The sequence below is a fragment of the Hamadaea tsunoensis DSM 44101 genome, assembly GCF_000428945.1.
Classification (GTDB): Bacteria; Actinomycetota; Actinomycetes; order Mycobacteriales; family Micromonosporaceae; genus Hamadaea; species Hamadaea tsunoensis.
In genome coordinates, this window is the sequence record NZ_AUAX01000023.1 from 122,525 (window position 1) to 147,953 (window position 25,429).

At 70.2% G+C, this 25,429-nt stretch carries 19 protein-coding genes; 10 read left to right on the forward strand and 9 right to left on the reverse strand.

Going from position 1 to position 25,429, the window contains the following annotated elements:
• The first annotated feature begins 12 nt into the window (after window positions 1-12).
• From G401_RS0129095 to G401_RS0129105, 3 genes are all read left to right on the forward strand, one after another.
• Window positions 13-2,244, forward strand: a complete 2,232-nt coding sequence (locus tag G401_RS0129095) for an exo-beta-d-1,3/1,6-glucosidase (protein ID WP_034593465.1) — start codon at window positions 13-15, stop codon at window positions 2,242-2,244.
• Between the two features lie 388 nt (window positions 2,245-2,632).
• Window positions 2,633-5,962, forward strand: a complete 3,330-nt coding sequence (locus tag G401_RS0129100) for a S8 family serine peptidase (protein ID WP_034593468.1) — start codon at window positions 2,633-2,635, stop codon at window positions 5,960-5,962.
• A gap of 81 nt (window positions 5,963-6,043) precedes the next feature.
• Window positions 6,044-6,784 (forward strand): SDR family oxidoreductase, encoded by a 741-nt coding sequence (locus G401_RS0129105; RefSeq protein ID WP_027345252.1) that lies wholly within the window; start codon window positions 6,044-6,046, stop codon window positions 6,782-6,784.
• Between the two features lie 164 nt (window positions 6,785-6,948).
• Here G401_RS0129105 and G401_RS0129110 read toward each other — a convergent pair whose 3' ends face one another.
• From G401_RS0129110 to G401_RS49220, 5 genes are all read right to left on the reverse strand, one after another.
• Entirely contained in the window at window positions 6,949-7,845 is an 897-nt protein-coding gene (locus tag G401_RS0129110; RefSeq protein WP_027345253.1) for a carbohydrate ABC transporter permease, read from the reverse strand.
• A complete protein-coding gene (locus G401_RS0129115) occupies window positions 7,842-8,735 on the reverse strand; it encodes a carbohydrate ABC transporter permease (RefSeq protein ID WP_027345254.1) in 894 nt (297 codons plus the stop codon). The genes G401_RS0129110 and G401_RS0129115 overlap by 4 nt, the downstream gene beginning before the upstream one ends.
• Before the next feature lie 69 nt (window positions 8,736-8,804).
• Window positions 8,805-10,073: an ABC transporter substrate-binding protein gene (locus G401_RS0129120; RefSeq protein WP_027345255.1), complete on the reverse strand. Its 1,269-nt coding sequence runs from the start codon at window positions 10,071-10,073 to the stop codon at window positions 8,805-8,807.
• Between the two features lie 136 nt (window positions 10,074-10,209).
• Window positions 10,210-11,244 (reverse strand): LacI family DNA-binding transcriptional regulator, encoded by a 1,035-nt coding sequence (locus tag G401_RS0129125; RefSeq protein WP_027345256.1) that lies wholly within the window; start codon window positions 11,242-11,244, stop codon window positions 10,210-10,212.
• 90 nt (window positions 11,245-11,334) lie between these two features.
• A complete protein-coding gene (locus G401_RS49220) occupies window positions 11,335-12,957 on the reverse strand; it encodes a PQQ-dependent sugar dehydrogenase (RefSeq protein ID WP_051367307.1) in 1,623 nt (540 codons plus the stop codon).
• Window positions 12,958-13,088: 131 nt separating this feature from the next.
• On the opposite strand from G401_RS49220, the gene G401_RS0129135 reads away from it, so the two are divergent.
• Window positions 13,089-13,829, forward strand: coding sequence for a hypothetical protein (locus G401_RS0129135; RefSeq protein WP_157546513.1), 741 nt, complete (start codon window positions 13,089-13,091; stop codon window positions 13,827-13,829).
• Here the strand turns inward: G401_RS0129135 and G401_RS0129140 are convergent.
• From G401_RS0129140 to G401_RS0129150, 3 genes are all read right to left on the reverse strand, one after another.
• Complete coding sequence (locus G401_RS0129140) at window positions 13,816-14,658, reverse strand: alpha/beta fold hydrolase (protein ID WP_245601880.1); 843 nt, start codon at window positions 14,656-14,658, stop codon at window positions 13,816-13,818. The two genes, G401_RS0129135 and G401_RS0129140, sit on opposite strands and share 14 nt — an antisense overlap.
• Window positions 14,659-14,832: 174 nt before the next feature.
• Window positions 14,833-15,465, reverse strand: a complete 633-nt coding sequence (locus G401_RS0129145; protein WP_027345259.1) for a response regulator — start codon at window positions 15,463-15,465, stop codon at window positions 14,833-14,835.
• Between the two features lie 11 nt (window positions 15,466-15,476).
• The gene (locus tag G401_RS0129150; protein WP_027345260.1) at window positions 15,477-16,463 is read right to left on the reverse strand and encodes a sensor histidine kinase; all 987 of its coding nucleotides are present in this window, start codon (window positions 16,461-16,463) and stop codon (window positions 15,477-15,479) included.
• Between the two features lie 108 nt (window positions 16,464-16,571).
• On the opposite strand from G401_RS0129150, the gene G401_RS0129155 reads away from it, so the two are divergent.
• Entirely contained in the window at window positions 16,572-17,252 is a 681-nt protein-coding gene (locus tag G401_RS0129155; RefSeq protein WP_034593472.1) for a DUF2306 domain-containing protein, read from the forward strand.
• Between the two features lie 25 nt (window positions 17,253-17,277).
• Window positions 17,278-18,144: a bifunctional helix-turn-helix transcriptional regulator/GNAT family N-acetyltransferase gene (locus G401_RS0129160; protein ID WP_027345262.1), complete on the forward strand. Its 867-nt coding sequence runs from the start codon at window positions 17,278-17,280 to the stop codon at window positions 18,142-18,144.
• Window positions 18,145-18,250: 106 nt separating this feature from the next.
• Here the strand turns inward: G401_RS0129160 and G401_RS49225 are convergent, their stop codons facing one another.
• Window positions 18,251-20,155, reverse strand: a complete 1,905-nt coding sequence (locus tag G401_RS49225) for a beta-galactosidase (RefSeq protein WP_051367308.1) — start codon at window positions 20,153-20,155, stop codon at window positions 18,251-18,253.
• A gap of 214 nt (window positions 20,156-20,369) precedes the next feature.
• Here G401_RS49225 and G401_RS0129170 point away from each other — a divergent pair, with 214 nt between their 5' ends.
• The 4 genes from G401_RS0129170 to G401_RS0129185 are packed head-to-tail and all read left to right on the forward strand — an operon-like array spanning window position 20,370 to window position 24,454.
• Entirely contained in the window at window positions 20,370-21,665 is a 1,296-nt protein-coding gene (locus tag G401_RS0129170) for an ABC transporter substrate-binding protein (protein ID WP_027345263.1), read from the forward strand.
• A gap of 1 nt (window position 21,666) precedes the next feature.
• On the forward strand, window positions 21,667-22,617 hold the full coding sequence (locus tag G401_RS49230; protein ID WP_084557728.1) for a carbohydrate ABC transporter permease: 951 nt from the start codon (window positions 21,667-21,669) through the stop codon (window positions 22,615-22,617).
• 2 nt (window positions 22,618-22,619) lie between these two features.
• Entirely contained in the window at window positions 22,620-23,450 is an 831-nt protein-coding gene (locus G401_RS0129180; RefSeq protein ID WP_034593479.1) for a carbohydrate ABC transporter permease, read from the forward strand.
• A complete protein-coding gene (locus G401_RS0129185; RefSeq protein ID WP_027345265.1) occupies window positions 23,450-24,454 on the forward strand; it encodes a LacI family DNA-binding transcriptional regulator in 1,005 nt (334 codons plus the stop codon). The genes G401_RS0129180 and G401_RS0129185 overlap by 1 nt, the downstream gene beginning before the upstream one ends.
• The last annotated feature ends 975 nt before the right edge of the window (window positions 24,455-25,429 follow it).

Consider the following 25,429-nt stretch of genomic DNA (forward strand, 5'->3'; position numbering starts at 1 on the left):
CCCGTGACCGCAATGCCGTACCTCGACCCGAACCTGCCCGTCGCCGAGCGCGTCGCCGACCTCGTCGGCCGGATGACGCTCGCGGAGAAGGCCGGCCAGATGATGCAGCTGTCGGCCCAGCACGGGGTGCGCGACCTGATCGAGGAGATGCACGTCGGCTCGATCCTGCACACGTCCCCGAAACGCGTTCTCGAGGCGGCCAAGCTGACCGAGCGTACGCGGCTGCGCATCCCGCTGCTGGTGGCGGAGGACTGCATCCACGGGCATTCGTTCTGGGAAGGCGCGACGATCTACCCGACCCAGCTCGGCATGGCAGCCACCTGGGACCCGGCGCTGATCGAACGGGTCGCCCGGGCCACCGCCGTCGAGGTGTCGGCGACCGGCGTCCACTGGACCTTCTCGCCCGTCCTGTGCATCGCCCGCGACCTGCGCTGGGGCCGGGTCAGCGAGACGTTCGGCGAGGACCCGTTCCTGCTGGGCGAGCTGGCCGCCGCGATGGTCCGCGGCTACCAGGGCGACGGGCTCGCTGACGAGACCGCGATCCTGGCCTGCGCCAAGCATTTCGCCGGCTACTCCGAGACGCAGGGCGGCCGGGACGCCAGCGAGGCCGACATCTCCCGGCGCAAGCTGCGCTCCTGGTTCCTGCCGCCGTTCGAGCGCGTCGCCCGGGCCGGCTGCCGCACCTTCATGCTGGGCTACCAGGCGATCGACGGCGTACCGATCACCGTCAACTCGTGGCTGCTCGACGAGGTGCTGCGGGGCGAGTGGGCGTACACCGGCACGCTGGTCACCGACTGGGACAACGTCGGGCGGATGGTGTGGGAGCAGCACCTGTTCCCCGGGCACGCCGAGGCGGCCGCGGCCGCCGTGCGGGCCGGCAACGACATGGTCATGACCACGCCGCAGTTCTTCCAGGGCGCCCAGGACGCGGTCGCGCGCGGGCTGCTCGACGAGAAGGAGATCGACCAGGCGGTCGCCCGGATCCTCACGCTCAAGTTCGAGCTGGGCCTGTTCGAGAACCCGCGCCGGCCCGACCCGGCCCGGCAGAAGGCCGTCATCGGCACTCCCGCGCACACCGCGCTCAACCTCGAGGTCGCCCGGCGCTCGCTGGTGCTGCTGCGCAACGACGGGACGCTGCCGCTGACCGGCACGCCCCGCACGATCGCCGTGGTCGGCCCCAACGCCGACGACCCCCACACCCAGCTCGGCGACTGGGCAGGCGCCTCCGGGCAGGCCGAATGGCTGCGCGACGGGCACCCCCGCCGGCTGATCCGGACCGTCCTGGATGGACTGAAGGAACGCGTACCGGCCGGGTGGAAGGTCACCCACGCGCGCGGCGCCGACATCCTCACCGTCGGCCCCGACCCGGAAGGCGCGTACTTCCCCGACGGCCAGCCCCGGCCGAACGTCGTGCTGCCCGCCGCCCCCGACCGCAAGCTGCTCGCGAAGGCCGTCGCCGCCGCCGAGGCCGCCGACGTCACGGTGGCCGTGGTCGGCGACCGGATCGAGCTGGTCGGCGAGGGGCGCTCCACCGCCACGCTCGAACTCGTCGGCGCCCAGGTCGCCCTGCTCGACGCGCTCGCCGCCACCGGCAAGCCGTTCGTCATCGTGCTCATCAGCTCGAAGCCGCTGGTGCTGCCGCCGTCGGCGGACCGGGCGGCGGCGCTGATCTACGCCGCGAACCCCGGCATGCAGGGCGGCACCGCCCTCGCCGAGCTCATCCTCGGCCAGATCGAGCCGAGCGGCCGGCTGCCCGTCTCGTTCGCCCGGCACGCCGGCCAGCAGCCGACCTACTACAACCAGATCCGGGGCCAGCACGGCAGCCGCTACGCCGACCTCACGCAGAGCCCGGCGTACGCGTTCGGCGACGGCCTCAGCTACACCACGGTCGTCTACTCAGGCTTGACGGTCGACACGCCCTCGGTCACCGCCGGCGACACCATCCGGGCGCGGGTCGAGCTGCGCAACACCGGATCGCGGCCGGCCCTGGAGACCGTGCAGGTCTACGTCCGCGATCTGGTCACCTCCGCGACGTGGGCGGTCAAGGAGCTCAAGGCGTACGCGCAGGTGCCGGTGGCGGCCGGCGAGACCAGGATCGTCGAGCTGGAACTGCCCGCCGCCGCCTGTACGCTCGTCGACGCGCAGGGCCGCCGGGTCGTCGAACCCGGCGAGTTCGACCTCCTCGTCGGCCCGTCGTCCCGCGACGAGAAACTCCAGGCCGCCCGCTTCTCGATCACCGCGTAACCCGCTACCCTCCCCCTCCGTTCTCCTTTCGACGATCTTGCACACGCAAGATCCTCGGGGTGGATCCACTGTGGGGAGAGGGGAGCGGGAAGGGTGGCTACGCCGGTCGCGCTCGGCCGGTCGGCGTACCCGGTGATCGGCCGGTCGTCGGTCGGACAAAGGATGATCGGCAACTATCTCGCCCATCCGGCCCGACCTGCACCTATGGCTTATAGGAGAAGGCTCCAGGAGATCATCTTCTATGTTCATAAGCCATCCCGGTCATTACTCTCCCCTTCATCACGGTAGGCAACTGAACCGTCATTCAGGTACGCCGGCCCGGACTGTCCGCACCGGACGGTGAACCCTGCCACCGGCGTACCTGGTCGCCCCCAGAAAGGGAGTCCGTATGACACAACGCAAGTGGCTGAAAGCCGCTTTCGCGGGTGTGCTGATCGCGCCGCTCACCGCGGTGACGATCTCCTCGGCCGCAGCGGCGCAGGCGCCGTCGTTCACGGCGCAGAAGATTCAGCCCGGTACGCGCTACTCCGGCGACAAGACACCCAGCAGCCGGCTGGCGCAGACCGACCCGTCGCTGCTCGGGCGGACCGACAGCGCACCGGTCGCGGTCGTCGTGAAGCTCGACGTCGACTCGGTGTCCACCTACACCGGTGGCGTCTCCGGGTACGCCGCCACGAGCCCCACGGTCACCGGCAAGCGCCTGTCGAACAGCAGCGCCGAACGGAACTACGAGGGCTACCTCGCCGGCAAGGAGGACGCGTTCCTCAACGCCTTGCACGCCAAGGTGCCGAACGCGAAGATCTCGCAGCGGCTGCGGACGGTCTACGGCGGCGTCGCCACCGTGGTCCCGGCCAACCAGATCAATGATCTGCTGCGGATCCCCGGCGTCTCGGCGGTGCAGAAGGACGACCTGCGCCAGCCGCTCACCGACGCCAGCTCCGAGTTCATCGGCGCGACCTCGCTGTACCCGCAGCTGGGCGGGACCGCGAACGCGGGCAAGGGCGTGATCGTCGGTGACATCGACACCGGCGCCTGGCCCGAGCACCCGTCCTTCGCCGACCAGGGCAACCTGGGCGCACCACCGGCGAAGGCCGACGGGACGGCGCGTACGTGCGACTTCGGGGACAACCCCCTGACGCCGGCCACGGATGTCTTCACCTGCACCAACAAGCTCATCGGTGGAGCCCGGTTCGCCGCCACGTACGACGCTCTCAACCCGCCCGGCAGCGCCACCGCCGACACCTACCGCTCCGCGCGCGACTCCAACGGCCACGGTACGCACACCGCGTCCACCGCGACCGGCGACATCGTGACGTCGGCGCCGGTGCTCGGCGTGGACCGCGGTCCCCTGCACGGCATCGCGCCCGGAGCCTGGCTGTCGGTCTACAAGGCTCTCGGGCCGAGCGGCGGTTACGCCTCCGACCTGACCGCCGCCGTGCAGCAGGCCGTCAAGGACGGCGTCTCGGTGATCAACTACTCGATCTCGGGTGGGAGCAACCCCTACACCGACTCGACCGAGCTCGCCTTCCTCGACGCGTACGCCGCCGGTGTGTTCGTCTCCGCCTCGGCCGGCAACTCGGGCCCGGGCGCGGCGACCACCGACCACGTCTCGCCGTGGGTGACCACCGTGGCCGCCTCGACGCAGACGCGGGAGTTCGACTCGACGCTGACGCTGACCAGCGGGGCGGACACGCTCACGCTGACCGGCGCCTCCATCACGGCGGGCGCGGGTCCGCTGCCGGTGGTCCCCGCGTCGGCCGCGCCCTACAGCGACGCGCTCTGCACGCACGCCGCCCCGGCCGGCCTGTTCGCCGGAAAGATCGTCGCCTGCCAGCGGGGCGGCAACGCCCGTGTCGACAAGGGCTTCAACGTGAAGCAGGGTGGTGCCGCCGGCATGATCCTGTTCAACGCCACGCTCGCCGACGTCGAGACGGACAACCACTGGCTGCCGGCCGTGCACCTGGCCGACGGCACGCAGTTCTCGGCGTTCATGGCCGCCCACCCGGGCGCCGTGACGGCGTCGTTCACCGAGGGCCAGAAGAAGAACGGCCAGGGCGACGTCATGGCCGCCTTCTCCTCGCGCGGTCCCGGCGGGCTGGGCATCAAGCCCGACATCACCGCGCCGGGCGTGCAGATCCTGGCGGGCATGACCCCGACGCCGGAAGGCACCACCGAGGGCCCGCCCGGACAGTACTACCAGGCGATCGCGGGCACCTCGATGTCCGCGCCGCACATCACCGGGTCGGCCGCGCTGGTCAAGGCGCTGCACCCGACCTGGACGCCGGGCCAGATCAAGTCCGCCCTCATGACCACGGCCAAGACCACGGTCGTGAAGGAGGACACGGTCACGCCGGCCACGCCGTTCGACGACGGCTCCGGCCGCGTCGACCTGACCAAGGCCGGTACGCCGGGTCTCACGTTCGACGAGACCGCGGCGAACATGTACGCGCTGGGCAACGACCCGCTGTCGGCGGTCGACCTCAACCTGCCGTCGATCGACGTCCCGGTGCTGCCGGGCCGGGTCAGCACGGTGCGTACGGCCACGAACGTCACCAGCAAGGCGCAGACCTACAAGGTGACGACGACGGCCCCGGCGAACAGCAAGATCACCGTCAGCCCCAGCTCCTTCACGGTGCAGCCGGGCAAGTCGGTGAGCCTGAAGATCACGATCAGCTCGTCCGCCACGAAGGGCCAGTACTTCGGTCAGATCCTGCTCACGCCCAGCCGCACGGACCTGCCGGCGCTGCACCTGCCGGTCGCGTTCATCCCGCAGCAGGGCAAGGTCAGCCTGACCCAGGACTGCGCTCCGTCGTCGATCACCTGGCTGCGTCAGACGACCTGCACGGTGACCGCGTCGAACAACTCCTTCGGTGACGCCACGGCGAACCTCAAGACCACGGTCGACCCGCACCTGCTGGTCACCGGCGCGACCGGGGCCTCGGTCTCGGACCCGTGGACGGTCAAGAAGAACAACGTGACGCTCGCGGGCGCCCAGCCGGGCGTGCCGTCCATCGCACCGGGAGCGACTCCGGCGGGCTACCTGCCGCTGTCGATCTTCGGCATCGCCCCCGACGCGATCGGGGACGAGACGATGACGAACTACAACGTCCCGGCGTTCCAGTACGACGGCAAGACGTACACGAGCGTGGGTGTCGACTCCAACGGCTATCTCGTCGTCGGCGGCGGCACCGCGGAGGACAACAACTGCTGCTCGCTCACGCAGATCCCGGATCCGGCACGCCCCAACAACGTGCTCGCTCCTTTCTGGACGGATCTGACGGGTGGCGGCGCTGACGGTCTCCGCGTCGGCAGCCTCACCGACGGAGTCAACAGCTGGCTCGTCGTCGAGTGGGACGTGAACGTCTGCTGCGGCACGACAGATCCGCGTACCTTCCAGGTCTGGATCGGGCTCAACGGCGTACAGGACATCTCGTTCACCTACGATCCCGGCAACCTGCCGGCCGACCCGGGCGTACCGTTCCTGGTCGGGGCGGAGAACGAGAACGGCTCCGGCGGCGCGCAGCTGCCGGCCGGCGTCCTGCCGACCGAGGACCTCGTGGTCACCTCGACCGACCCGACCCCGGGCGCGAGCGTCTCCTACACCGTCTCCGCGCTCGGGTTGCTCCCCGGCACGGGCACGGTCACCAGTGAGATGACCGCCAGCACGGTGCCGGGTACCACGGTCGTCGACAGCGACGTCACGGTACGCCTGAAGTAGCACCCGTCACGATCGGGCGGGTTCCGGGGTTTCCCGGGGCCCGCCCTTTCCGTTCGCGGCCCTCGTCTGTTTAATGTGGACATGCATTCGGATCTGGCCGGCCGGCTGGCCCTCGTGATCGGCGGCACCGGCGACATCGGCCGGGCGGCCGCGGCGCAACTCGCCCAGCGGGGCGCCCGCGTCGTCCTCACGTACGCCAACGACGAGGTGGCCGCCAAGGAGGCCGTCGCCGAACTGGCCCCCCACGGCCAAGCCGACCTGATCCGCTCGGACGCGACCGACCCGGCCGCCGTCGCCCGGCTGTTCGAGGACGTCGTGACCCGCCACGGCCGCCCGTCGATCGTCGTGCACACCCCCGGCCAGGTCCGCAAGAAGTGGCTCACCCGGATCGACGACGCCGACTTCGACTGGCTGGTCGCCGTCAACCTCCGCAGCGTCTTCCTGACGTTGCGGGCCGCGGCCGAGCACGTCCTCGACGGCGGCCGGATCATCGTCGTGTCGACCACCCTGGCCGCCAAGATGCCCGGCCCCTTCGCCGTGTACGCGGCCACGAAAGCCGCCGGCGACGTGCTGGTGAAGTCCCTGTCCCAGGAGCTCGGGCCGCGCCGGATCACGGTGAACTCGGTGGCTCCCGGCCCGGTGGACAACGACTTCTTCCGGGGCGAGGAGACACCTGAGTCCATTGTGGAAGCAGCCGGCTTCTCACCGCAGGGCCGCCTCGGCACAGCCGTCGACGTCGCCGCGGTCATCGGATTCCTCGCCGGCGACACCGCGCAGTGGGTCAGCGGCCAGATCATCCGCGCCAACGGCGGCATGTACTGACACGCCCCCCATCCCGCCCCCAGCTCCCGCCCCCAGCTCCCAGCTCCCACCCCCAAGATCCCGTTTGGATCAGGGAAATCACCCGAATCTTGGGCCATGATTCGGGTGACAACCGTGATCCAAACGGGATCTTGGGGCGGGCGAAGCCCTGGGGCCGGGAGGGGTCAGCTCTTGACGGAGCCTGCCATCAGGCCGCCGATGAACCACCGGCCGAGCAGGACGTAGACCACCAGCGTCGGCAGCGAGGTGATCAGCGCACCCGCCATCGACGCCGCGTAGTCCGGCGACTGGGCACCGGCCAGGGCGTTGAGCGCGATGGTGATCGGGCCGTTGCGCGTACTCGACAGGAAGATCGCGAACAGGTAGTCGTTCCACGAGGACGTGAACTGCCAGATGATCGTCACCACGAAGCTCGGGATCGAGATCGGCAGGATCAGGTACGCGAACGTGCGCAGCATTCCCGCGCCGTCGATCCGGGCCGCCTCGATCATCTCGACGGGCACGATCGTGGCGTAGTAGTTGCGGAAGATCAGCGTACAGATCGGGATGCCGTAGATGACGTGCACGAAGATCAGCGTCGGGATGCCGTGCGCGATGCCGAGCCACTGCACGATCTGGCCGAGCGGGATCATGACCGCCTGGTACGGGATGAACATGCCGAACAGGATCAGCGTGAACACCACGTCGGCACCGGGGAAGCGCCAGCGGGCCAGCACGAAGCCGTTGGCCGCCCCGAGCAGCGAGGAGATGAGCGCGACCGGGATGGCCAGCTCGAACGTGCGCAGGAACGACGGTCCCAGGGCCGTCCACGCCTTCGCCCACGAGGCGAACGTCCACGTCGTCGGCAGGTTCCAGGCGCCGTCGACACCGATCTCCCGGCCCGACTTGAACGACGTCACCACGAGCACGTAGAGCGGCATGAGGACGACGATCACGAAGAACAGCAGGATGGCGTACCGGATCGTGGTGGCGACCGGCGACCGGCCCTTCTTCCCGCTGCGCCGGCCGCCCGCGGCCGGCGGGCGGGTGGCGATCGGCGGGGCGGCGACGTCGATGCTCATGAACGCTTCTCCGCCCGGTTGACGTGGATGAGGTAGGGCACGATCACGACGGCCACCACGGCCAGCAGGAACACCGCGATCGCGGCCGCCTTCGCGTAGTCGTAGGTGAGCAGCGTCTGCCAGACGTAGACCGACGGGACCTCGGTGATCCACTGTGCCCCGGAGACCGACATGATCAGGTCGAACATCTTCATCGACATGTGCCCGGTGATGATGAGCGCCGACAGCGTCGTCGGCGTCAGCTGCGGGAACAGCACGCGGCGGTAGAGCTGCCAGGTGCTCGCGCCGTCCACCGCCGCCGCCTCGCGCAGCTCCACCGGGATGCCCCGGAAGCCGGCGATGAACAGCGCCATGATGTAGCCCGACAGCTGCCAGATCGCGGGCATCGCCATGGCGGCCATGCCCCACGTCGGCGTGGTCCACCACTTGTTCTCCAGGAACGACAGGTGCAGCCCCTGGAAGATCGAGTTGATGCCGCCCGCGTTGTCGCCCTGGCCGGAGTTCATCAGCCAGCGCCACACCACGCCGGAGGCGACGAACGAGACGGCCATCGGGAACAGGTAGACGGTGCGGAAGAAGCCTTCGAAGCGCGTACGCACGTCGAGCAGGAGCGCCCACAGCAGACCGAAGATCAGCGTGCCGCCCATGAAGACCAGCGTGAAGATCAGCAGATTCCACAGGTTGTGCTGGAAGCGCCCGGTCGGGTCGGTGAACAGGTTCTTGTAGTTGTCCAGCCCCGCGTACCCCTCGGACGGCAGGGCGTCGTGCCGCTTCTGCAGCGACAGGTTCACCGTGTAGCCGATGAGGCCGTACACGAAGATGGCCAGGACGATCAGCGATGGGCCGATGAGCAGCAGCCCCGGGCCCCAGCGGCGCAGTCGGAGAAGCATTGGAGAACCCCAGACGATATGGAGCCTTCCCGGGCACCGTGAGCACGGTACCCGGGAAGGCTCACCCGATCAGGCCTTCGCGAACTGCTTGGCCGCGTTCACCAGGGCGGTCTGCAGCGCGGCGACGTCGCCGTCGGTGGAGAACTTGCCCTGGGCCGAGCCGACCGCACCCTGCCAGCCCTGCGAGCACGCCGAGCCGTGGGGGCACGACGGGACCTGCGCGTTGGACTTCCAGTCGGCGATGGCCGCCTGCTGGTAGGCCGGGTAGTCCGCGGCGTTCGCGTCGGTACGCGCCGGGATCGAGCCCTTCTTGGTGTTGAAGGCCTTCTGACCGTCGGCGCTGCCGACGACCTTCAGCCAGCACTTGGTGCCCTCGGCGTTCTTGGCGCCGACCGGCAGGACGAACGAGTCGGCCAGCCACTGGTAGGTGCCCGCGTTGCCGGGGAACGGCGAGAACGAGTAGTCCTTGAAGCCCTTGGCGTCGAGGTCCGCGGCCTCCCAGTCACCCATGAGCTGGTAGCCGGCCTTGCCGTCCATGAGCAGCTTCTCGGCGTCGGTCCAGTCGTAGGTGTCGCGGGTGTCCTTGTTCGTGTAGGTCAGCAGCCGCTTGTAGTCGTTGATCGCCTTCGTGATGTCGGCGCCCGCCCAGTCGGTCGTGCCGGTCCACAGTCCCTTGAACTTGTCCGCGCCCAGCTCGGTGATGAGCAGGGACTCGAACAGCATCTCCTGCGTCCAGTCCTTGCCCAGCGCCAGCGGCGTGACCTTCTTCGCCTTGAGCTTGTCCAGGTCGGCGAAGAAGCCGTCGAGGTCGGTGGCGTCCTTGGTGATGCCGGCCGACGCGAGGACGGTCTTGTTGCCCCACAGCACGTTCGCGCGGTGGATGTTGGCGGGGACCGAGTAGATCTTGCCGCCGACCGTCAGGTTGTCGATGAGGCCCTTCGGGAAGGCGTCGGTCAGGCCCCAGTCCTTGTACTCCTGGCTGAGGTCCTGGATCTTGCCGCTCTTGATGTAGTCGGTGAGCTCCGCGCCCGCGTGGGCCTGGAACGTGTCCGGCGGGTCGTTCTGCTGCAGACGCGAGGCCAGCACGGCCTTGGCGTTGGAGCCCGCGCCGCCGGCGACCGCGCCGTTGACGAATTTGTCGTTCGGGCAGGCCGTGCCGAACGCGGCGACCAGGCCGTCGAGACCGGCCTTCTCACCGCCGTCGGCCCACCACGTGAAGACTTCTACGTTCTTGCTGCCCGACGAGCTACCACTGTTGTCGTCGCTGCTGCACGCAGCGGCCGTCATGAGCAATCCTGCCATCCCGGCCGCGACGGCGGCCCGTATTGCGAGACGCATAGCTCCTCCGAATCAAAGTGACATCGTTGTCACTCTGCGGACGGCCCTCCGCGATGTCAATCTGTGTCTCCTTGCTGTTTCCAAGTCGTGACTTTGGTTGGTCTTTTGTGTACCAAGGTCGACTTAGGGGTCCTGGTCAGGGCGTACCGGCGGGGAACCGCTCGCCGGAACCACGGACGAGCAGGCGGGTGGGGATCACGACCCGGCGGGCCCGGCCGGTCTCCCCGCCCAGCCGGTCCAGTAGCAGGTGAGCGGCCTGGCGGCCCATCTCCTCGGCGTCGTGGGCGATCACCGTCACGCCCAGGACGTCCCCCAGTTCCAGCTCGTCGAAACCGACGAGGGCGGGCGGATTCGGGTGATCCCGCAGGGCCCGCAGCGCACCGGTCGTGATCCGGTTGTTCGTCGTGAACAGGGCGGTGGGGGCCGGATTCCGGCGCAGCAGGCCGGCCACCGCACGCTCGGCGGCCGCCACGTCGTGCGCGTCCTGCACCAGGTAGTCCGTCCAGTCCGCGATCCCCGCGGCCCGCATCGCCTCGGCGAACCCGTCGATGCGATCGTGGTGTGTGGACAGTCGCGACAGGTCGCCCACCACGCCGATGCGCCGGTGGCCGCCCGCGATCAGGTGCTCCCCCGCCTGGCGGGCACCCTCCCGGTTGTCCAGCAGCACCGCGTCGGCCGACAGGCCCACCGGCGGCCGGTCGGCGAAGATGAACGGGATGCCGTGCCGGCGCTCGGCCGCGAGATAGTCGTGCTCGTCCAGGGCGGACACCACGACCAGCGCCCGGATCCGCCGTTCCAGCAGGTTGTCGACGAGCTGCCGCTCCAGGTCGGCGTCCTCGTCGGTGCTGGCGATGACCAGCTGGAAGCCGTGCGGGCGCAGCTCCCGCTCCAGGCCGCCGGCCAGCCGCGAGTAGAACGGGTTGGCCAGGTCGCCGCTCAGCAGGCCGATCAGCGTCGAGGCCTGGGCGCCCCGGCGCAGGTCGCGCGCTATCCCGTTGGGGCGGTATCCGAGCTGGTCCGCCGCCTCCTGGACGCGCGTTCGAGTGTGTTCCGCTACGTTGGATTCCCCACCGAGGGCACGCGACGCGGTCTTCAGGGAGACCCCGGACAGCGCGGCGACCTGGGCGAGGGTCGGGCGGGTGGGCTGCCGATCGGGCGGATGGGCGCTCATGGACCGTATTATGACATCGTTGTCGGTCGCCGCGTCAGCCTCCCGCTCGGGGTTTCGCCCGGCGAGTGACATCGATGTACACGTAAGTCCTCAGTGGAGGGCCACGTGGAAGACCTTCTCGTCGCTGTTGTCCGGCACGCCGTCCTTGTCGCCCTGGTTGGTCGTCGTCAGCCACAGGCCGCCGTCCGGCGCCGGCTCCACGGTCCGCAACCGGCCGTAGGTTCCCACGAAATACGCCTGTACGCCGCTCAGCCCGTCCCCGTCGATCAGACCGCGGTAGAGGCGCGTACCGCGTTGGCAGGCGATCCAGACGACGTCACCGGTGATGGCGATGCCACTGCACGAGCCTTCGGCCACCGGATACGTCAGCTTCGGCGGCACCGATCCCGCGCAGTCCCCCTTGGTCCCCTCGCAGGCCGGCCAGCCGTAGTTGCCGCCCTTGACGATCAGGTTGGTCTCGTCCATGGCGGAGTTGCCGAACTCCTGCTCCCACAGCCGGCCCTGGGCGTCGAAGGCGAGCCCCTGCGGATTGCGGTGGCCGTAGCTCCACACATAGGTGCCGAACGGATTGTCCGCCGGTACGCTGCCGTCCGGGTTGATCCGCAGCACCTTCCCGTTGAGGCCGGCCAGGTTCTGGGCGTTGTCGCCGTTCTGGGCGTCGCCGGTGGCCGCGTACAGCTTGCCGTCGGGGCCGAACCGCAGCCGGCCGCCGTCGTGGAACTTGTTCCGCAGGATCCCGCTGACGAGCACCTTCGCCGAGGCCGCGTCGAGCCGGTCGTTCACCAGCCGGAAGCGGACGATCCGGTTGTCGGTCGGCGAGGTGTGCATGACGTAGACGAAATGGTCGACCGCGTACGAGGGCGACACCGCGAGGCCGGTCAGACCGCCCTCGCCGTCGGTGCTCTCCACGCCCGGGACCGTGCCGACGTTCACCTTCTTCCCCGTCTTCGGGTCGAGGTGGATGATGTCGTGCGCGTCCCGGCGGTTGTAGAGGACCGAGCCGTCCGGCAGCGTGGCGAGCCCCCAGGGGAGGTCGGTCTCGGTCGCCACCACCTGTACGCCGCAGACCGTGCACCCGGTACCCGTCGTGATCCGCACCGTGTTGCTGCGCTTCGACATGTTGCGCTGCAGATCCCGCGCCACCACCGAGTACGCGTACGTCGTCTTCGGTTCGTAGGCGCTGTCGATGAACGTGGTCGCGGGCGGCGTACCCGTGACGGAACCGGCGAGGACCGAACCGCGGTAGACGTCGTAGGCGCGTACGCCGATGTCGTCGGAGGAAGGAGCCCAGCGGAGGGTGACCGTCATGCCGTCCGCGGCGCCGGTGAGCCCGCGGGGCGCGGTGGGGGCGACGTGGTCGGGGGCGCACGGCGGCGCGGTGACCGGGACGGTGGCGCTGGCCTGCGAGACGTTGCCGGCCTCGTCGCGCGCGTTGACGTAGAGGCCCCACGCGGCGCCGGGCACCACCCCGACCTCCGCGGTACGCCGGTCCCCCGGGACGGAGACGATGAGCTGCCCGTCGTGGTAGACGTCGTAGAAGGCGATCCCGTGATCGTCGGCGGCCGCATCCCACGACAGGTCGACCTTCTCGCACGTCAGCCCGCCGGTACGCGGATGCGCCGGCACGCCCGGCGCGGCCGTGTCGGGGGCCGCCGTGCCGCAGGCGCCGGCCAGCATCAGGGAAGCGAGCACGAGCGGCAGGGGTCGGCGCATGACGCGGAGGCTATACCGGCACCGGCGCCGCCGCGCGGCCAGTTCGCGGATGATCGTCCCCGGCACCGGCCGGCGTCCCACAATGAGGGTGCGCCGGGGGATGCGCCAAGGACGTGATCATGGGGGTGCCGATGAAACGGATGTCCGTCCTGATGCCGCTCGTCCTCTTTCTCCTCACCGGCCTGGGCACGGCCGCGTACGCCCGGCCGGACAGCGCGCCGGACCCGTTCGCGCCCAGCTCCGCCCCGATCCCGCCGGGAACGGACCCGGATCCGCTGGGGACGAGCCCGCATCCGCTGGGGACCACGACGAGCAGCCCCGGCGCTCAGGGGATGACGTGGTCGGGCGAGGGCACCGCGATCGTCGACGCCGGCGGGCCGGTCACCGAATCGCTGCTGTTCACCTTCCAGGCCGACGGCGTACCCGGGGATCTGTCGGTGCGGGCCGTCCAGCCCGGTGGCGGCGCCGGGGAGCAGCTGGTCAGCGCGGTCGGCGGCAGCGGATACACCACGACGACCGTGGTCAACCGGCAGCACGGCGCGGCGTTCGCCGGTTTCAGCGTCGTCGCCCCCGGCTCGTGGACGATCGCGCTGCGCCCCCTCGACCAGGCCCGCCAGTGGTCCACCGACGCGCCGACGACCGGCCGCAACGGCGACGTCCTCCGGCTCGGCGCCGGGCTGACCACACTCGGGACTCTCGTCTACGACGCCCGTGGCACCGGCGGCTTCGCCGTGTACGCGTACACGAAGACCGGTACGCAGACGCAGGTCGTCCAGCACACCGCCCCGGTACAGGGCGCGAAGACCGTGCCCGGCGGGACGGTTCTGCTCCTCGTCGAGGCGACCGGCCCGTGGACGCTCATCCGCGGCTGACGGTCGCGGCGATCCACTCCAGGGCGGCCTCGCCCGACGTCATGATGGAGATGTGGCTGTCCTGTGCGGACAGTCGCAGCTCGGCCCCGGCGATGCGGTCCGCGAGCCAGACGGCGTGCGAGCTCGGAATGGTGTGGTCGAGCTCGCCGTGCAGCAGCAGCACCGGCGCGGTGATCTGGGCGGGGTCGCAGCCCCACGGCCGCACGTACGCGAGGTCGTCGTCGATCAGCGGCGCGCGCCCGCCGGCGAGGGCCGGCCCGACGACGCTGCCGAACCAGCCCCAGCCGGCCTCGAAGGCGGCGAAGTCGGCGGCCGTGAACTCCGAGTCGTACTCGACGCCGGAGGCCTCCCAGCTCTCCTTCGCGGCCCGGCCGCACGCGGCGGCGGTCAGCGAGCCCAGCCCGGACTTGTTCATGCCGGAGTACCAGTCGAGCCCCGGTACGCCGAACGGCGCCACCCCGGCCGCGCTCACGACGGCCGTGATCCGGTCGCCGAGCAGGGCGGCCGCCCCGAGCGCGTGCGTACCGCCGCCGGAATGCCCGAACAGGGCGAGCCGCCCGATGCCGAGCGCGTCGGCGACCGCGGCCGTGTACCGGGCGGCACTGCCGACGGGCCGGTCGGGCGCCGCGGCGGAACCACCGTACCCGGGCCGGTCGTACGCGATCCAGCGCAGCCCGAGCCGCTCGGCCGCCGCGTACAGCGGGGCGGGCGGGGTGCCGATGTTGGGCGTGCCGTGGTGCCAGCAGACCGCCACGTCCCCGGTCCCGGAGTCGTACGCGTGCAGCACGCCGCCGTCCGGCAGCTCGACGTCGAACTCGTTGATCACCACACCCCAACCCTAGGGCCTGTCTCCCGGATCTCGTGGTCCGGTGGCGAGTCTCAGGCGGCGATTCGGCAAGCTTGATCTTCGTCGTCAGGCTGGTGGCCTGTCGGCGAAGACTCAAGCGCCGCCGATCGTCGTCTGAGGCCGCCAACGGGCCGCGAATGATCCGGGAGACAGGCCCTAGGGCACGAATCCCGTTCGGTACGCCCACACGACCGCTTGCGTGCGGTCGCGTACGCCCAGTTTCGCGAGGATGCGTTTGACGTGGGACTTCACCGTCTCGGCCGAGACGCGCAGCGTACCGGCGATCTCCTCATTGGATAGACCGGCGGCCAGGGCGCGCAGCACGTCCGCCTCCCGGTCGGTCAGCGGATCGGCGAGCGGCGTGCCGGTGCGGTGCCGCAGCGTACTCAGCAGGCGCCGGGTCACCTGCGGCGCGACCAGCGCGTCACCGGCCGCCACCGTCCGGATGCCGGCCACGAGCTGCTCCGCGCCGACCCGCTTGAGCAGGAATCCGTCCGCGCCCGCGCCGAGCGCCGCGTCGACCACGGCATCCGCGTCGAACGTGGTCAACACGAGGACGCGCGGCCGCGGCGAGCGGGCCACGATCTGCCGGGTCGCCGCGGCGCCGTCGAGCACCGGCATGCGTACGTCCATGAGGATCACGTCCGGGCGCAGCCGCCCCGCCTGCGCCACGGCGTCACGCCCGTCCGCGGCCTCGCCCACCACCGCGATGTCCGCCTCCGCCGCCAGCAGCGCCCGCAGGCCGCTGCGGATCAGCGGATCGTCGTCGGCCACCAGCACGCGGATCACCGCACCGGGCGTCATGAGGCCGCCGGCAGGCTCGCGCGCAGGACGAACGTCTCCAGCGCGCCGCCCGCCTCCTCGGCCCGCTCCCGCATGTTCGTCAGGCCCCGGCCGGGCGTCAGATCGTTGGCCACGGCCAGGCGTACCGTGCCCTGATCCTGTACCAGGTCGACGCGGATCGGCCCGGAATCGCTGTGCCGCAACGCATTCGTCACCGCCTCCAGCAGGATGCGCCGCAACGCGCGGGCCCCGCCCGGCCGCAGGGCCACCGGCTCCGCGCGTACCACCAGCTCGCGACCGGCGGCCCGGGCCCGCGCCACGAGATCTTCCACATCCAGGTGTACGCCGACCGGCGCGTCCGCCTCGGTCAGCACGTGCAGCACTCCGTCGAGTTCGGACAGTGCTTCCCGGCCGGCGTACTCGATGTGCTCCAGCGCCTCCCGCGCGAAGGCCGGGTCGGTGGCGAAGACGCGGCGCGCGACCCCGGCCTGCAGGACCATGACGTTGACGGCGTGGCCGACGGCGTCGTGCAGCTCGCGGGCCAGCCGCGTCGCGGCGAGCCGGCGGCGCACCCGGGTGGCGTCGCCCGCGAAGGCGGCGACGAGGACGCAGACGGCGACGCTGGACAGTTCGAAGGGCCCGACGACCTCGCGGTCGAACGCGACGTAGCCGACGACGCCGGCGCCGACCACCCCGAGCCCGATCAGCCGGGCGGGCACGTCCCGCAGCGCGAAGCAGGTGTAGAGCGCGATCCAGACCGGCCATTGCACCACGGCGACGGTGAAGCCCGCCGCGGCGTTCACGGCGACCGTCGCCGACACGAGCGTCAGCACGGCCAGCGGCCACCGCTGCCGGGCCGCCAGCGCCAGCGCGGGCAGCGCGGCCAGCAGCACCGTCCACCCGTCGACCGCCCGGTACGCGTGTCCCGCCGGCACCACCGCGGTGACCAGTACGCCCAGCACCGCGAGGCCGGCCGCGAGCACGGCATCCTTGCGCAGCGTCATGTCCTCATCGTGCCCGCCGGATCGGGGTACGCGAATCCGGGGAACCACCCAGGGGTTCTCCCTCGCGCGAGGGGTCCCCTGTGCCGCAACCTCTCCTACGCTCGGGCCATGGTTGTTGCGACACAACAGATCCGGCGCCGCAAGGCGGCCTGGTGGTGGTACGCGCTGAGCGCCGCGGCCATCGCGATCTACGCTCCCCTGCCCTACCTGACGTCCTCGCTGGACTCCCTGGCAGCCGCCGGGACCGGGCTGGCGAAGCACTACGCGGCCGAGCCGCACTGGGTACAGGTGGCGCTCTACGTGCACGTCGTCGGGGGTGGGACGGCACTGCTGCTGTCCCCGTGGCAGTTCGCGGCCCGGCTGCGTACGCGAGCACCCCGGGCGCACCGCGTCGTCGGCCGGCTGGCCCTGCTCGGCATCCTCGCGGGCGGCCTCGCCGGTCTCGTCATCGCGTTCCGGGACCAGGCCGGGCTCGGCGGCACGATCGGCTTCGGCGCGCTGGCGGTGTGCTGGCTCGCGTCCGCCGGGGCCGCCTTCGCGAAGATCCGCCGCGGCGACGTCGAGGGCCACCGGCGCTGGATGGTCCGCACGTTCGCCCTCACGTACGCCGGCGTCACCCTCCGGCTCTGGCTCGGGATCGGGATCGGCGTCCTGGTCGCGGCGGGCGTCGACGACCCGTTCGCGAAGGCGTACGCGGTCATGCCGTTCCTGTCCTGGCTGCCGAACATCCTGCTCGCCGAACTCTGGTTGCGCCGCCGTCCCGCTCCGGCGCGGAGCCTTGCCAAATAGCTGACGTTAGTCAGACAATTTCGGGATGGACCCCGTGACCACCCGCGTACGCGAGTTCAACCGCTTCTACACGTCCCGGATCGGCGTACTGACCGACCGGTACCTGGGACGACGGCCGCTCGGGGAGGCCCGGCTGCTCTACGAGATCGGCGGCGGGGCCGACCTCGGGACGGTCCGGGCCCGGCTCGGCCTCGACTCGGGCTACCTGAGCCGGCTGCTGCGCTCGCTCGAACGCCAGGGCCTGGTCGAGCTGTCGGCGCACCCGGCCGACGCCCGGGCGAAGGTCGCCACGCTGACCGCGGCCGGGCTCGCCGAACTGTCCGAACAGGACGTCCGGGCCGAGCGGTCCGCCGCCGACCTGATCGCGCCGCTCTCCGGCGCGCAGCGCCAGACTCTCGACGAGGCCCTGACGGTCGTGCAGCGGCTGCTCAAACTGGCCGCCGTCACCATTTCGGCCGCCCCGGCCGGATCCGGCGACGGCCGCGAGTGCCTCCTCGCGTACGCGGCCGAACTGTCCCACCGGTTCCCGGAGGGCTACAGCCCCGCCGACCTGAGCCCGCCGGCCGACCTCGAACCGCCGCGCGGACTGCTGTTCGTGGCCCGCGACGACACCGGCCCCGTCGGCTGCGTCGGCCTGCACCGCCTCGACCCCACCCGCGCCGAGGTACGCCACATGTGGGTTGACCAGCGGATGCGGCGTACGGGCCTGGGTGGTCGGCTCCTATCCACAGTGGAGGAGCAGGCGCGGGCGGACGGGGCGACGACGGTGGTCCTCAACACGCACAACGCGCTACCGGAGGCGGTGGCGATGTACCCGCGCCTCGGCTACACCGAATCCGCGCCATACGGCGAACGAGCCCACGCCCAACGCTTCTTCACCAAACCCCTCTAACCCTCCCCGCCCCGCCCCGCCCCAAGATCCCGCTTGGATCAGGGAAATCACCCGAATCTTGGGCCATGATTACGTGGCGATCCCTGATCCAAACGCGATCTTCGGTTCACAGGATCACGACACCGCCGGCCGCGACGGTGACCCCCTGGAACGAGACCGCCGTCTCCCCGTGGTTGAGGAGGAAGACCCGGTCCCCCCGGCGGACCACTTCGAGCGCGTCGGGCAGGTCGGCCGGGCGGAGCACTCCCGCGGTGTCCAGGACGGTGGCGAGGATCCCGCGCAGGTCGTCCGGTGCGGTCGCGACGTACCAGGCCAGGCCGGCGCCGAGGCTGTTGCGGGTGATCGCCGGGTGGCCAGCGTCGGGGCCGTCGGCGAAGGTGGCGTGACCGGTCGCGCCGGTCAGGCGTACGCGTTCGGACCAGATGCGGCCGTGACCACCCGCGGACAGGGGCAGCGATCCGCCGGCCGGGAGCGGGTGGAACTCCTCGACGGTGAGGCCGAGGGTGTCGCGGAGCGCGCCCGGGTGTGGTCCATTGTGGATGGCGTCGTGCTCGTCCACGATGCCGGAGAAGAACGAGACCAGCAGGTGCCCGCCGGCTTGGACGTAGCGGTGCAGGTTCTTGGCCGCGGCGTCGCCGGCCAGGTAGAGGCTGGGCGCGACGACCAGCTTGTAGCGGGACAGGTCGGCGGCGGGGTGGGCGAAGTCGACGGTGACGTGCGAGCGCCAGAGGGCGGCGTAGAACTCGTCGATCCGTTCGAGGAACGTGACGTCCACCGACGGCCGCCAGTCCAGTTCCAGCGCCCAGTACGCCTCCCAGTCCCACAGGATCGCTACCTCGGACTCCACGCGGGTGCCCGCCACGTCGGCGAGGCCGCGCAGTTCGCCGCCGAGGCCGACGACGTCGCGCCAGATCTGGGAGTCGGTGCCGGCGTGCGGGATCATCGCCGAGTGGAACTTCTCGGCGCCGTAGCGGGAGGCCCGCCACTGGAAGTACAGCACCGAGTCCGAGCCGCGCGCGACGTGCGCGAGGCTGTTGCGGCGCAGTTCCCCCGGGCGCTTGGCGAGGTTGCGCGGGTGCCAGTTGACCGCGCCGGTCGAGTGTTCCATGAGCAGCCACGGCCGGCCGCCGCCCAGTGAGCGGCTCATGTCCGCCGACATGGCGAGCCGGATGTGGTTGTCGGCCTCCTCGGGGACGAGGTAGTTGTCGTTGCTGACGACGTCGACCTCCTTCGCCCACTTCCACAGGTCCATCGACTTGCAGTTGATCGACATGAAGTTCGTCGTCACCGGTACGCCGGGACTCAGCTCGTGCAGGACGTCGCGTTGCACGATGAAGCAGGCGAGGTGCTCGTCGTTGGTGAACCGGGCGAAGTCCAGGCGCTGGGCGGGATTCACCACGGTCAGGCCCAGGCGGGGCGCGTCGATCTCAGACCAGTCGGCGTACCGCTGGCCCCAGAACAGGGTGCCCCAGGCGTCGTTGAGGCTCTCGATGTCGCCGTAGGTGCGGCGCAGCCATTCCCGGAACGCGGCCACGCTGGTCTCGCAGTAGCACTCGCCGAGCGGAGCGCCGTACTCGTTGTGCACGTGCCACAGCTGGACGGCGGGGTGGCGGCCGTACCGCTTGCCCAGTTCCCGGGCGAGGGCCACGGTCGCGGCGCGGTACTCGGGCGAGCTCGGGCACGCGGTCTGCCGGCCGCCGTAGCCGATGCGTACGCCTTCCCGCGTGACCGGCAACGACTGCGGGTACGCCTTCGCGAACCAGGCCGGCGTGGCGGCGGACGGCGTGGCGAGGTCGACGGCGATCCCGGCCGCGTGCAGCCGGTCGATGATCTCGTCGAGCCACGCGAACTCGTACGCGCCCTCCCGCGGCTCCATCAGCGCCCACGCGAAGATGCCCAGGCTGACCAGGTTGACCCCGGCCTCCCGCATGAGGTCCACGTCGGCGAGCTGGACCTCGCGCGGCCACTGCTCGGGCGTGTAGTCGCCGCCGAAGGCGATCCCCTGCACCACGGATTCCTCCCCGAAACCGATCTGTGAACGTGCACAGTAGCGGACGGGCGAGTGCACCGGAAGGCGTACACCTAGAAATCCCTGGCACGTAACCATTTGGAAACTGCGCCTTGACGCCGCCGGGTGGCTGACTGACACTGTTCGGCACTGTGAACGTTCCCAGAAACGCCCCAACGTTCGCCCCGGAAACGTCCCATCCTTCGACGGAGGAAAGATGCGTATCAAGCGCCTCTCGGCGGCCGCCTCGGCCGTGCTCCTGATCGCGCTGGGTGCCTGCTCGTCGGGCACCGATAAATCCGCCAGCCCCGAGGACACCGGACCGGTCTCGCTGACCTTCTGGACCTGGGCCCCCAACATGGACAAGATCGCCGACGCCTGGAACGCCGGGCACCCGAACATCAAGGTCACCGTCAGCAAGCAGTCCGGCGGTGACGAGACGGCCGCGAAGTTCCTCACGGCGGCCAAGGCGGGCAACGCGCCCGACATCATCCAGGCCGAGTACCAGATGCTGCCCTCGTTCGTGGCCGCGGACGCGGTCGCGGACATCTCCGGTGACGTCGGAACCGCGAAGAGCGAGTTCAGCGACGGCATCTGGAAGCTGGTGACCCTGGGCACCGATGCGGTCTACGGTCTGCCGCAGGACAGCGGCCCCATGATGCTGTACTACCGCACCGACCTGTTCGCCAAGTACGGCATCGAGGTCCCGAAGACCTGGGACGACTACGCGGCCGCGGCCCGCAAGGTGCACGCCGCCGACAAGTCGGTCTACCTCGGCGGGTTCTCGTCCAAGGACCCGGGCTGGTTCGCCGGCCTCGCCCAGCAGGCGGGCGGCCAGTGGTGGAACGTCGACGGGCAGACCTGGAAGGTCGGCATCAACGACGCCGCCACGACCAAGGTCGCCGACTTCTGGGGCGGCCTGGTCAAGGACGGCGTGGTCGACACGCAGGCCCAGTGGACCAGCGACTGGAACGCCGCTCTCAGCAACGGCAAGCTGCTGACCTGGTCGTCGGCGGTCTGGGCGCCGGGCGTGCTGTCCTCCAACGCCCCCGGCGGCAAGGGCAAGTGGGCCATCGCGCCGCTGCCGCAGTGGTCGGCCGGCGAGAACTACTCCGGCTTCTGGGGCGGCTCGTCCTCCGCGGTCTCGGCCAACTCCAAGCACAAGAAGGCCGCCGCGCAGTTCATCGCCTGGATGAACACCGACCCGGCCGCCGCCGACCTGCTCATCAAGCAGGCGGCCGTCTACCCGGCGGCGACCAAGAGCCAGGCGCTGCTCACCACCGCCCCGGACTACTTCTCCAACCAGGCGGACTTCTGGCAGCAGGCCTCGGCGATCTCCAGCACCGCCCGCGGCTTCACCTTCGGGCCGGACGTCAACGTCGCGTACAACGCGTACAAGGACAACTTCGACAAGGCGATCGCGGCGAAGTCCTCGTTCACCGACGCCTTGACGGCCACCCAGCAGGCGACCCTCGCCGACATGACGAAGGCCGGCTTCCAGGTGGCGTCCTGATATGAGCACACCCGCCCCCCGGCGGGACGACAGGTACGGCAAGGGCGCCCGCGCTGGTCGCGCGGGCGCCGTGCCCTACCTGTTCCTCGCCCCCGCCATCGTCTTGTTCCTGCTGTTCTTCGCACTGCCGATCGGTTACACCGCCTACCTCAGTCTCCGGCGTACGCGGGTCAGCGGCCTCGGGCTCGGCAAGGGATCCCGCCACGAGATCTTCGTCGGGCTGGACAACTACAAGGACGCGATCACCGACGCCGAGTTCTGGCGCAGCTGGGTACGCGTCCTCGGCTACGGCACGGTCGTCCTCACCGTCATGCTCGGGCTGGCCCTGGTCTTCGCCCTGATCCTGGACTCCGAGGCGGTCCGGCTGGCCCGGTTCGGCCGGATCTCGATCTTCCTGCCGTACGCGGTCCCCGGCGTCATCGCGTCGCTGATGTGGGGCTTCCTCTACCTGCCCAGCCTGAGCCCGATCCACCAGGCGCTGCACGCGGTCGGCGTGGACGACGTCAACCTGCTCGATCCGTCGATCCTGACGTTCTCGCTCGCCAACATCGCGGTCTGGGGCGGGACCGGGTTCAACATGCTGGTCCTCTACACGGCGTTGCGGGCCACCCCGCGCGACTACTACGAGGCCGCGCGCATCGACGGCGCCTCCGAGCTGCAGATCGCGGTCCGCATCAAGATCCCGATCCTGCTGCCCTCGATCGTGCTGACCACGATCTTCTCGATCATCGCGACCATGCAGGTGTTCACGGAGCCGACCACGCTGCGCTCGATCTCCAACACCATCAGCTCGACGTGGACCCCGCTCATGAAGGTCTACCGGGACGCGTTCGTCACCGGCGACCTCTACTCGGCCGCCGCGACCTCCGTCATCATCGCCGCGATCTCCCTGATCGTGTCGTTCGGCTTCCTGCGCGCGGTCCGCAAGCGGGCCTTCGCGGACGAGGAGTGATCATGCCCAGGCGCAAACTTCTCCCCACGGCGTTCCTGCTGTTCGGCGCGGTCTACTGCCTGCTGCCGGTCGGCTGGGTGCTCATCGCCGCGACCAAGAGCCGGGCCGAGCTGTTCACCCTCGACGCGTTCACCCCCGGCAGCGGGTTCTTCGGCAACTTGAGCGAGCTGAACGCGTACCGGGGCGGGATCTTCTGGCACTGGATGCTCAACACCGCCCTGTACGCCGGGGTCGGCGCCCTGCTGTCCACGCTCGTCTCGGCGGTCTCCGGGTACGCCCTGGCCGTCTACCGCTTCCGCGGCCGGAACCTGATCTTCAACCTGCTGATCGGCGGCATCCTGGTCCCGTCGGTGGTACTCGCCATCCCGCAGTACCTCCTGCTGGCCAAGGTCGGCCTGGCCAACACCTACTGGGCGGTGCTGCTGCCCGGCATCGTGCACCCGTACAGCATCTACCTCGCCCGCGTGTACGCCGCGGCGGCCATCCCGGCCTCGATCCTGGACGCCGGGCGCATCGACGGCGCCGGCGAGGTACGCATGCTCTACCGGGTCAGCCTGCCGATGATGGTGCCGGGACTGGTGACGATCTTCCTGTTCCAGTTCGTCGCGATCTGGAACAACTTCCTGCTCCCGTACATCATGCTGGCCGACGACACGAAGTTCCCGCTGACCGTCGGCCTCTACACCCTGCTGGTCTCCGGGGCCAACCAACCGGCCCTGTATACCCTGGTGCTCACCGGCTCGCTGTTGTCGATCATTCCGTTGATCGTGCTGTTCCTGACGATGCAGCGATACTGGCGTACCGACCTGTCGAGCGGGGCTGTGAAAAGCTGATGCGTGTGAAACGACCGACGATCCACGACGTGGCCCGGGCCTCGGGAGTCTCCCGGGGCACGGTCTCCCGCGCCCTCAACGGCGACCCCTACGTGAGCGCCGCCGCGCTCGCCGCCGTGCGCCGGGCGGTCGCCGAGACCGGCTACGTCGTCAACCGGGCCGCCCGCAGCCTGGTCACCCAGCGGACCGGCTCGGTCGTGATGGTCCTCTCCGAGCCGCAGGAGAAGCTCTTCGAGGACCCGAACTTCAGCGTCCTGCTGCGTACCGCCACCCGGCGGCTCGCCGAACGGGACGTCTCCCTGGTCATGATGACCGCGGGCGACCGCGGCGACCGCGAGCGCGTCATGCGCTACATCCGCGGCGGGCACGCGGACGGCATCCTGCTCATCTCGGCGCACTCCGGCGATCCCCTCGTCGAGGAGCTCCAGGGAGCCGGCCTGCCCGCGGTCGCCTGCGGCTCCATCCTCGGGCGCGAGAACCTCATCCCGTACGCGGCGGCCGACGACCGCGAGGGCGCCCGGCAGATGGCCCGCTACCTGGTCGAACAGGGCCGCAAGCGGATCACCACGATCACCGGCCCGATGGACACCCCCGGCGGCCTCTACCGGCTCGAAGGCTTCTGCGACGTGCTCGGCCGCCGGGCCACCAAGAAGGTCATCGAGCACGGCGACTACACCCGCCAGGGCGGCGAGCGGGCGATGCACGCGCTGCTGGACCGCGTACCGGATCTGGACGCGGTGTTCGTCGGCTCCGACCTGATGGCCGCCGGCGCCCTGGCCGTGCTGCGCGAACGCGGCCGCAGCGTACCGGTGGACGTGGCGGTCGGCGGCTTCGACGACTCGCCGGTGGCCTCGTCGACCCACCCTCAGCTGACGACCGTACGCCAGCCGCTGGAGCGGGTCGCCGAGGAGACGATCCGGCTGCTGCTGGAGCTCATCGACGGGGCGGGTCCGGTGGAACCGGTCACCTTCCCGACGTCTCTGGTGATCCGCGAATCCGCATAGACGGCTATATATTCAAGATCAAATTCATTTTGTCCCGGGTTCGTCGATCTCACTTCCGCTCCTCCCGCGGGAGACCGTTCCGCCCCTGTCGCTGCGCTCCGGGGACTCCACTGCCAGGTTTCTGGGGCGAAGCATCATCCACCGCGGTTCGGTCACCGTTTACCCCGTTCACCCCTGGCCTTTGTCGCGACTGTCCGACTTGTGGGCGGCCGCAGTGGGCTGGATCTTGACGGATGTCCAGAAAGAAACATCATTCCGACCGGTTTGACGTTGCTTTCCAGACATCCGTCAAGATCCACACTTACGGAAGCCAGTCGGGGCGCGGCGGACCGCGGGCAGCCCGGCCACGGCCGGCCTTTGTCGCGACTGTCCGAAATGGCGGTTGGGGCGGATCGGCTTGCCGGTGATCGTTCGCGGCTGGGATGTATTTTCGGGCCCGTTCCCTCGATCCATTGCGGTTGAGATGCCACTACAGACCGATCTTCCACATCCCTACCGCTGTGAATCTTGGGCGAGGGTGCGTTTCTACATCTCCACCGCCGTGGATCATGCCCAAGCCGCCCGGCCATCACCGGTGGCTCGGGATGCGGGAACGATCTTCCGCCATGTGGACGCAAGGCCCGGATTTCTTGATCGATGACGGCTGAGGTGTCAATCCGGCCCGATCTGCATGATCGATGACGCGTCAGGTGCAGCAAACGCCGGTCAACGCGACCCAGAACCGTAAACGATCATGCGGCAGGTAGCCGTTCTTACACCTCGGCCGTGAACGATCACCCCGTCGGCCGCCGACTGGGCGCACAAGACGGACAGTCGGGACAAAGGCCGGGCCGACACCAGCCGGGCCGGGTTGGGCCGGGTTGGGGGTAGACGGTGACCGGGCGACGGTGGACGATGCGTCGCCCCACTCACCTGGCAGTGGAGGCCCCGCCCGGGTTTGGCGGGGCCGGAACGGTCTCCCGCGCGAGGAGCGGA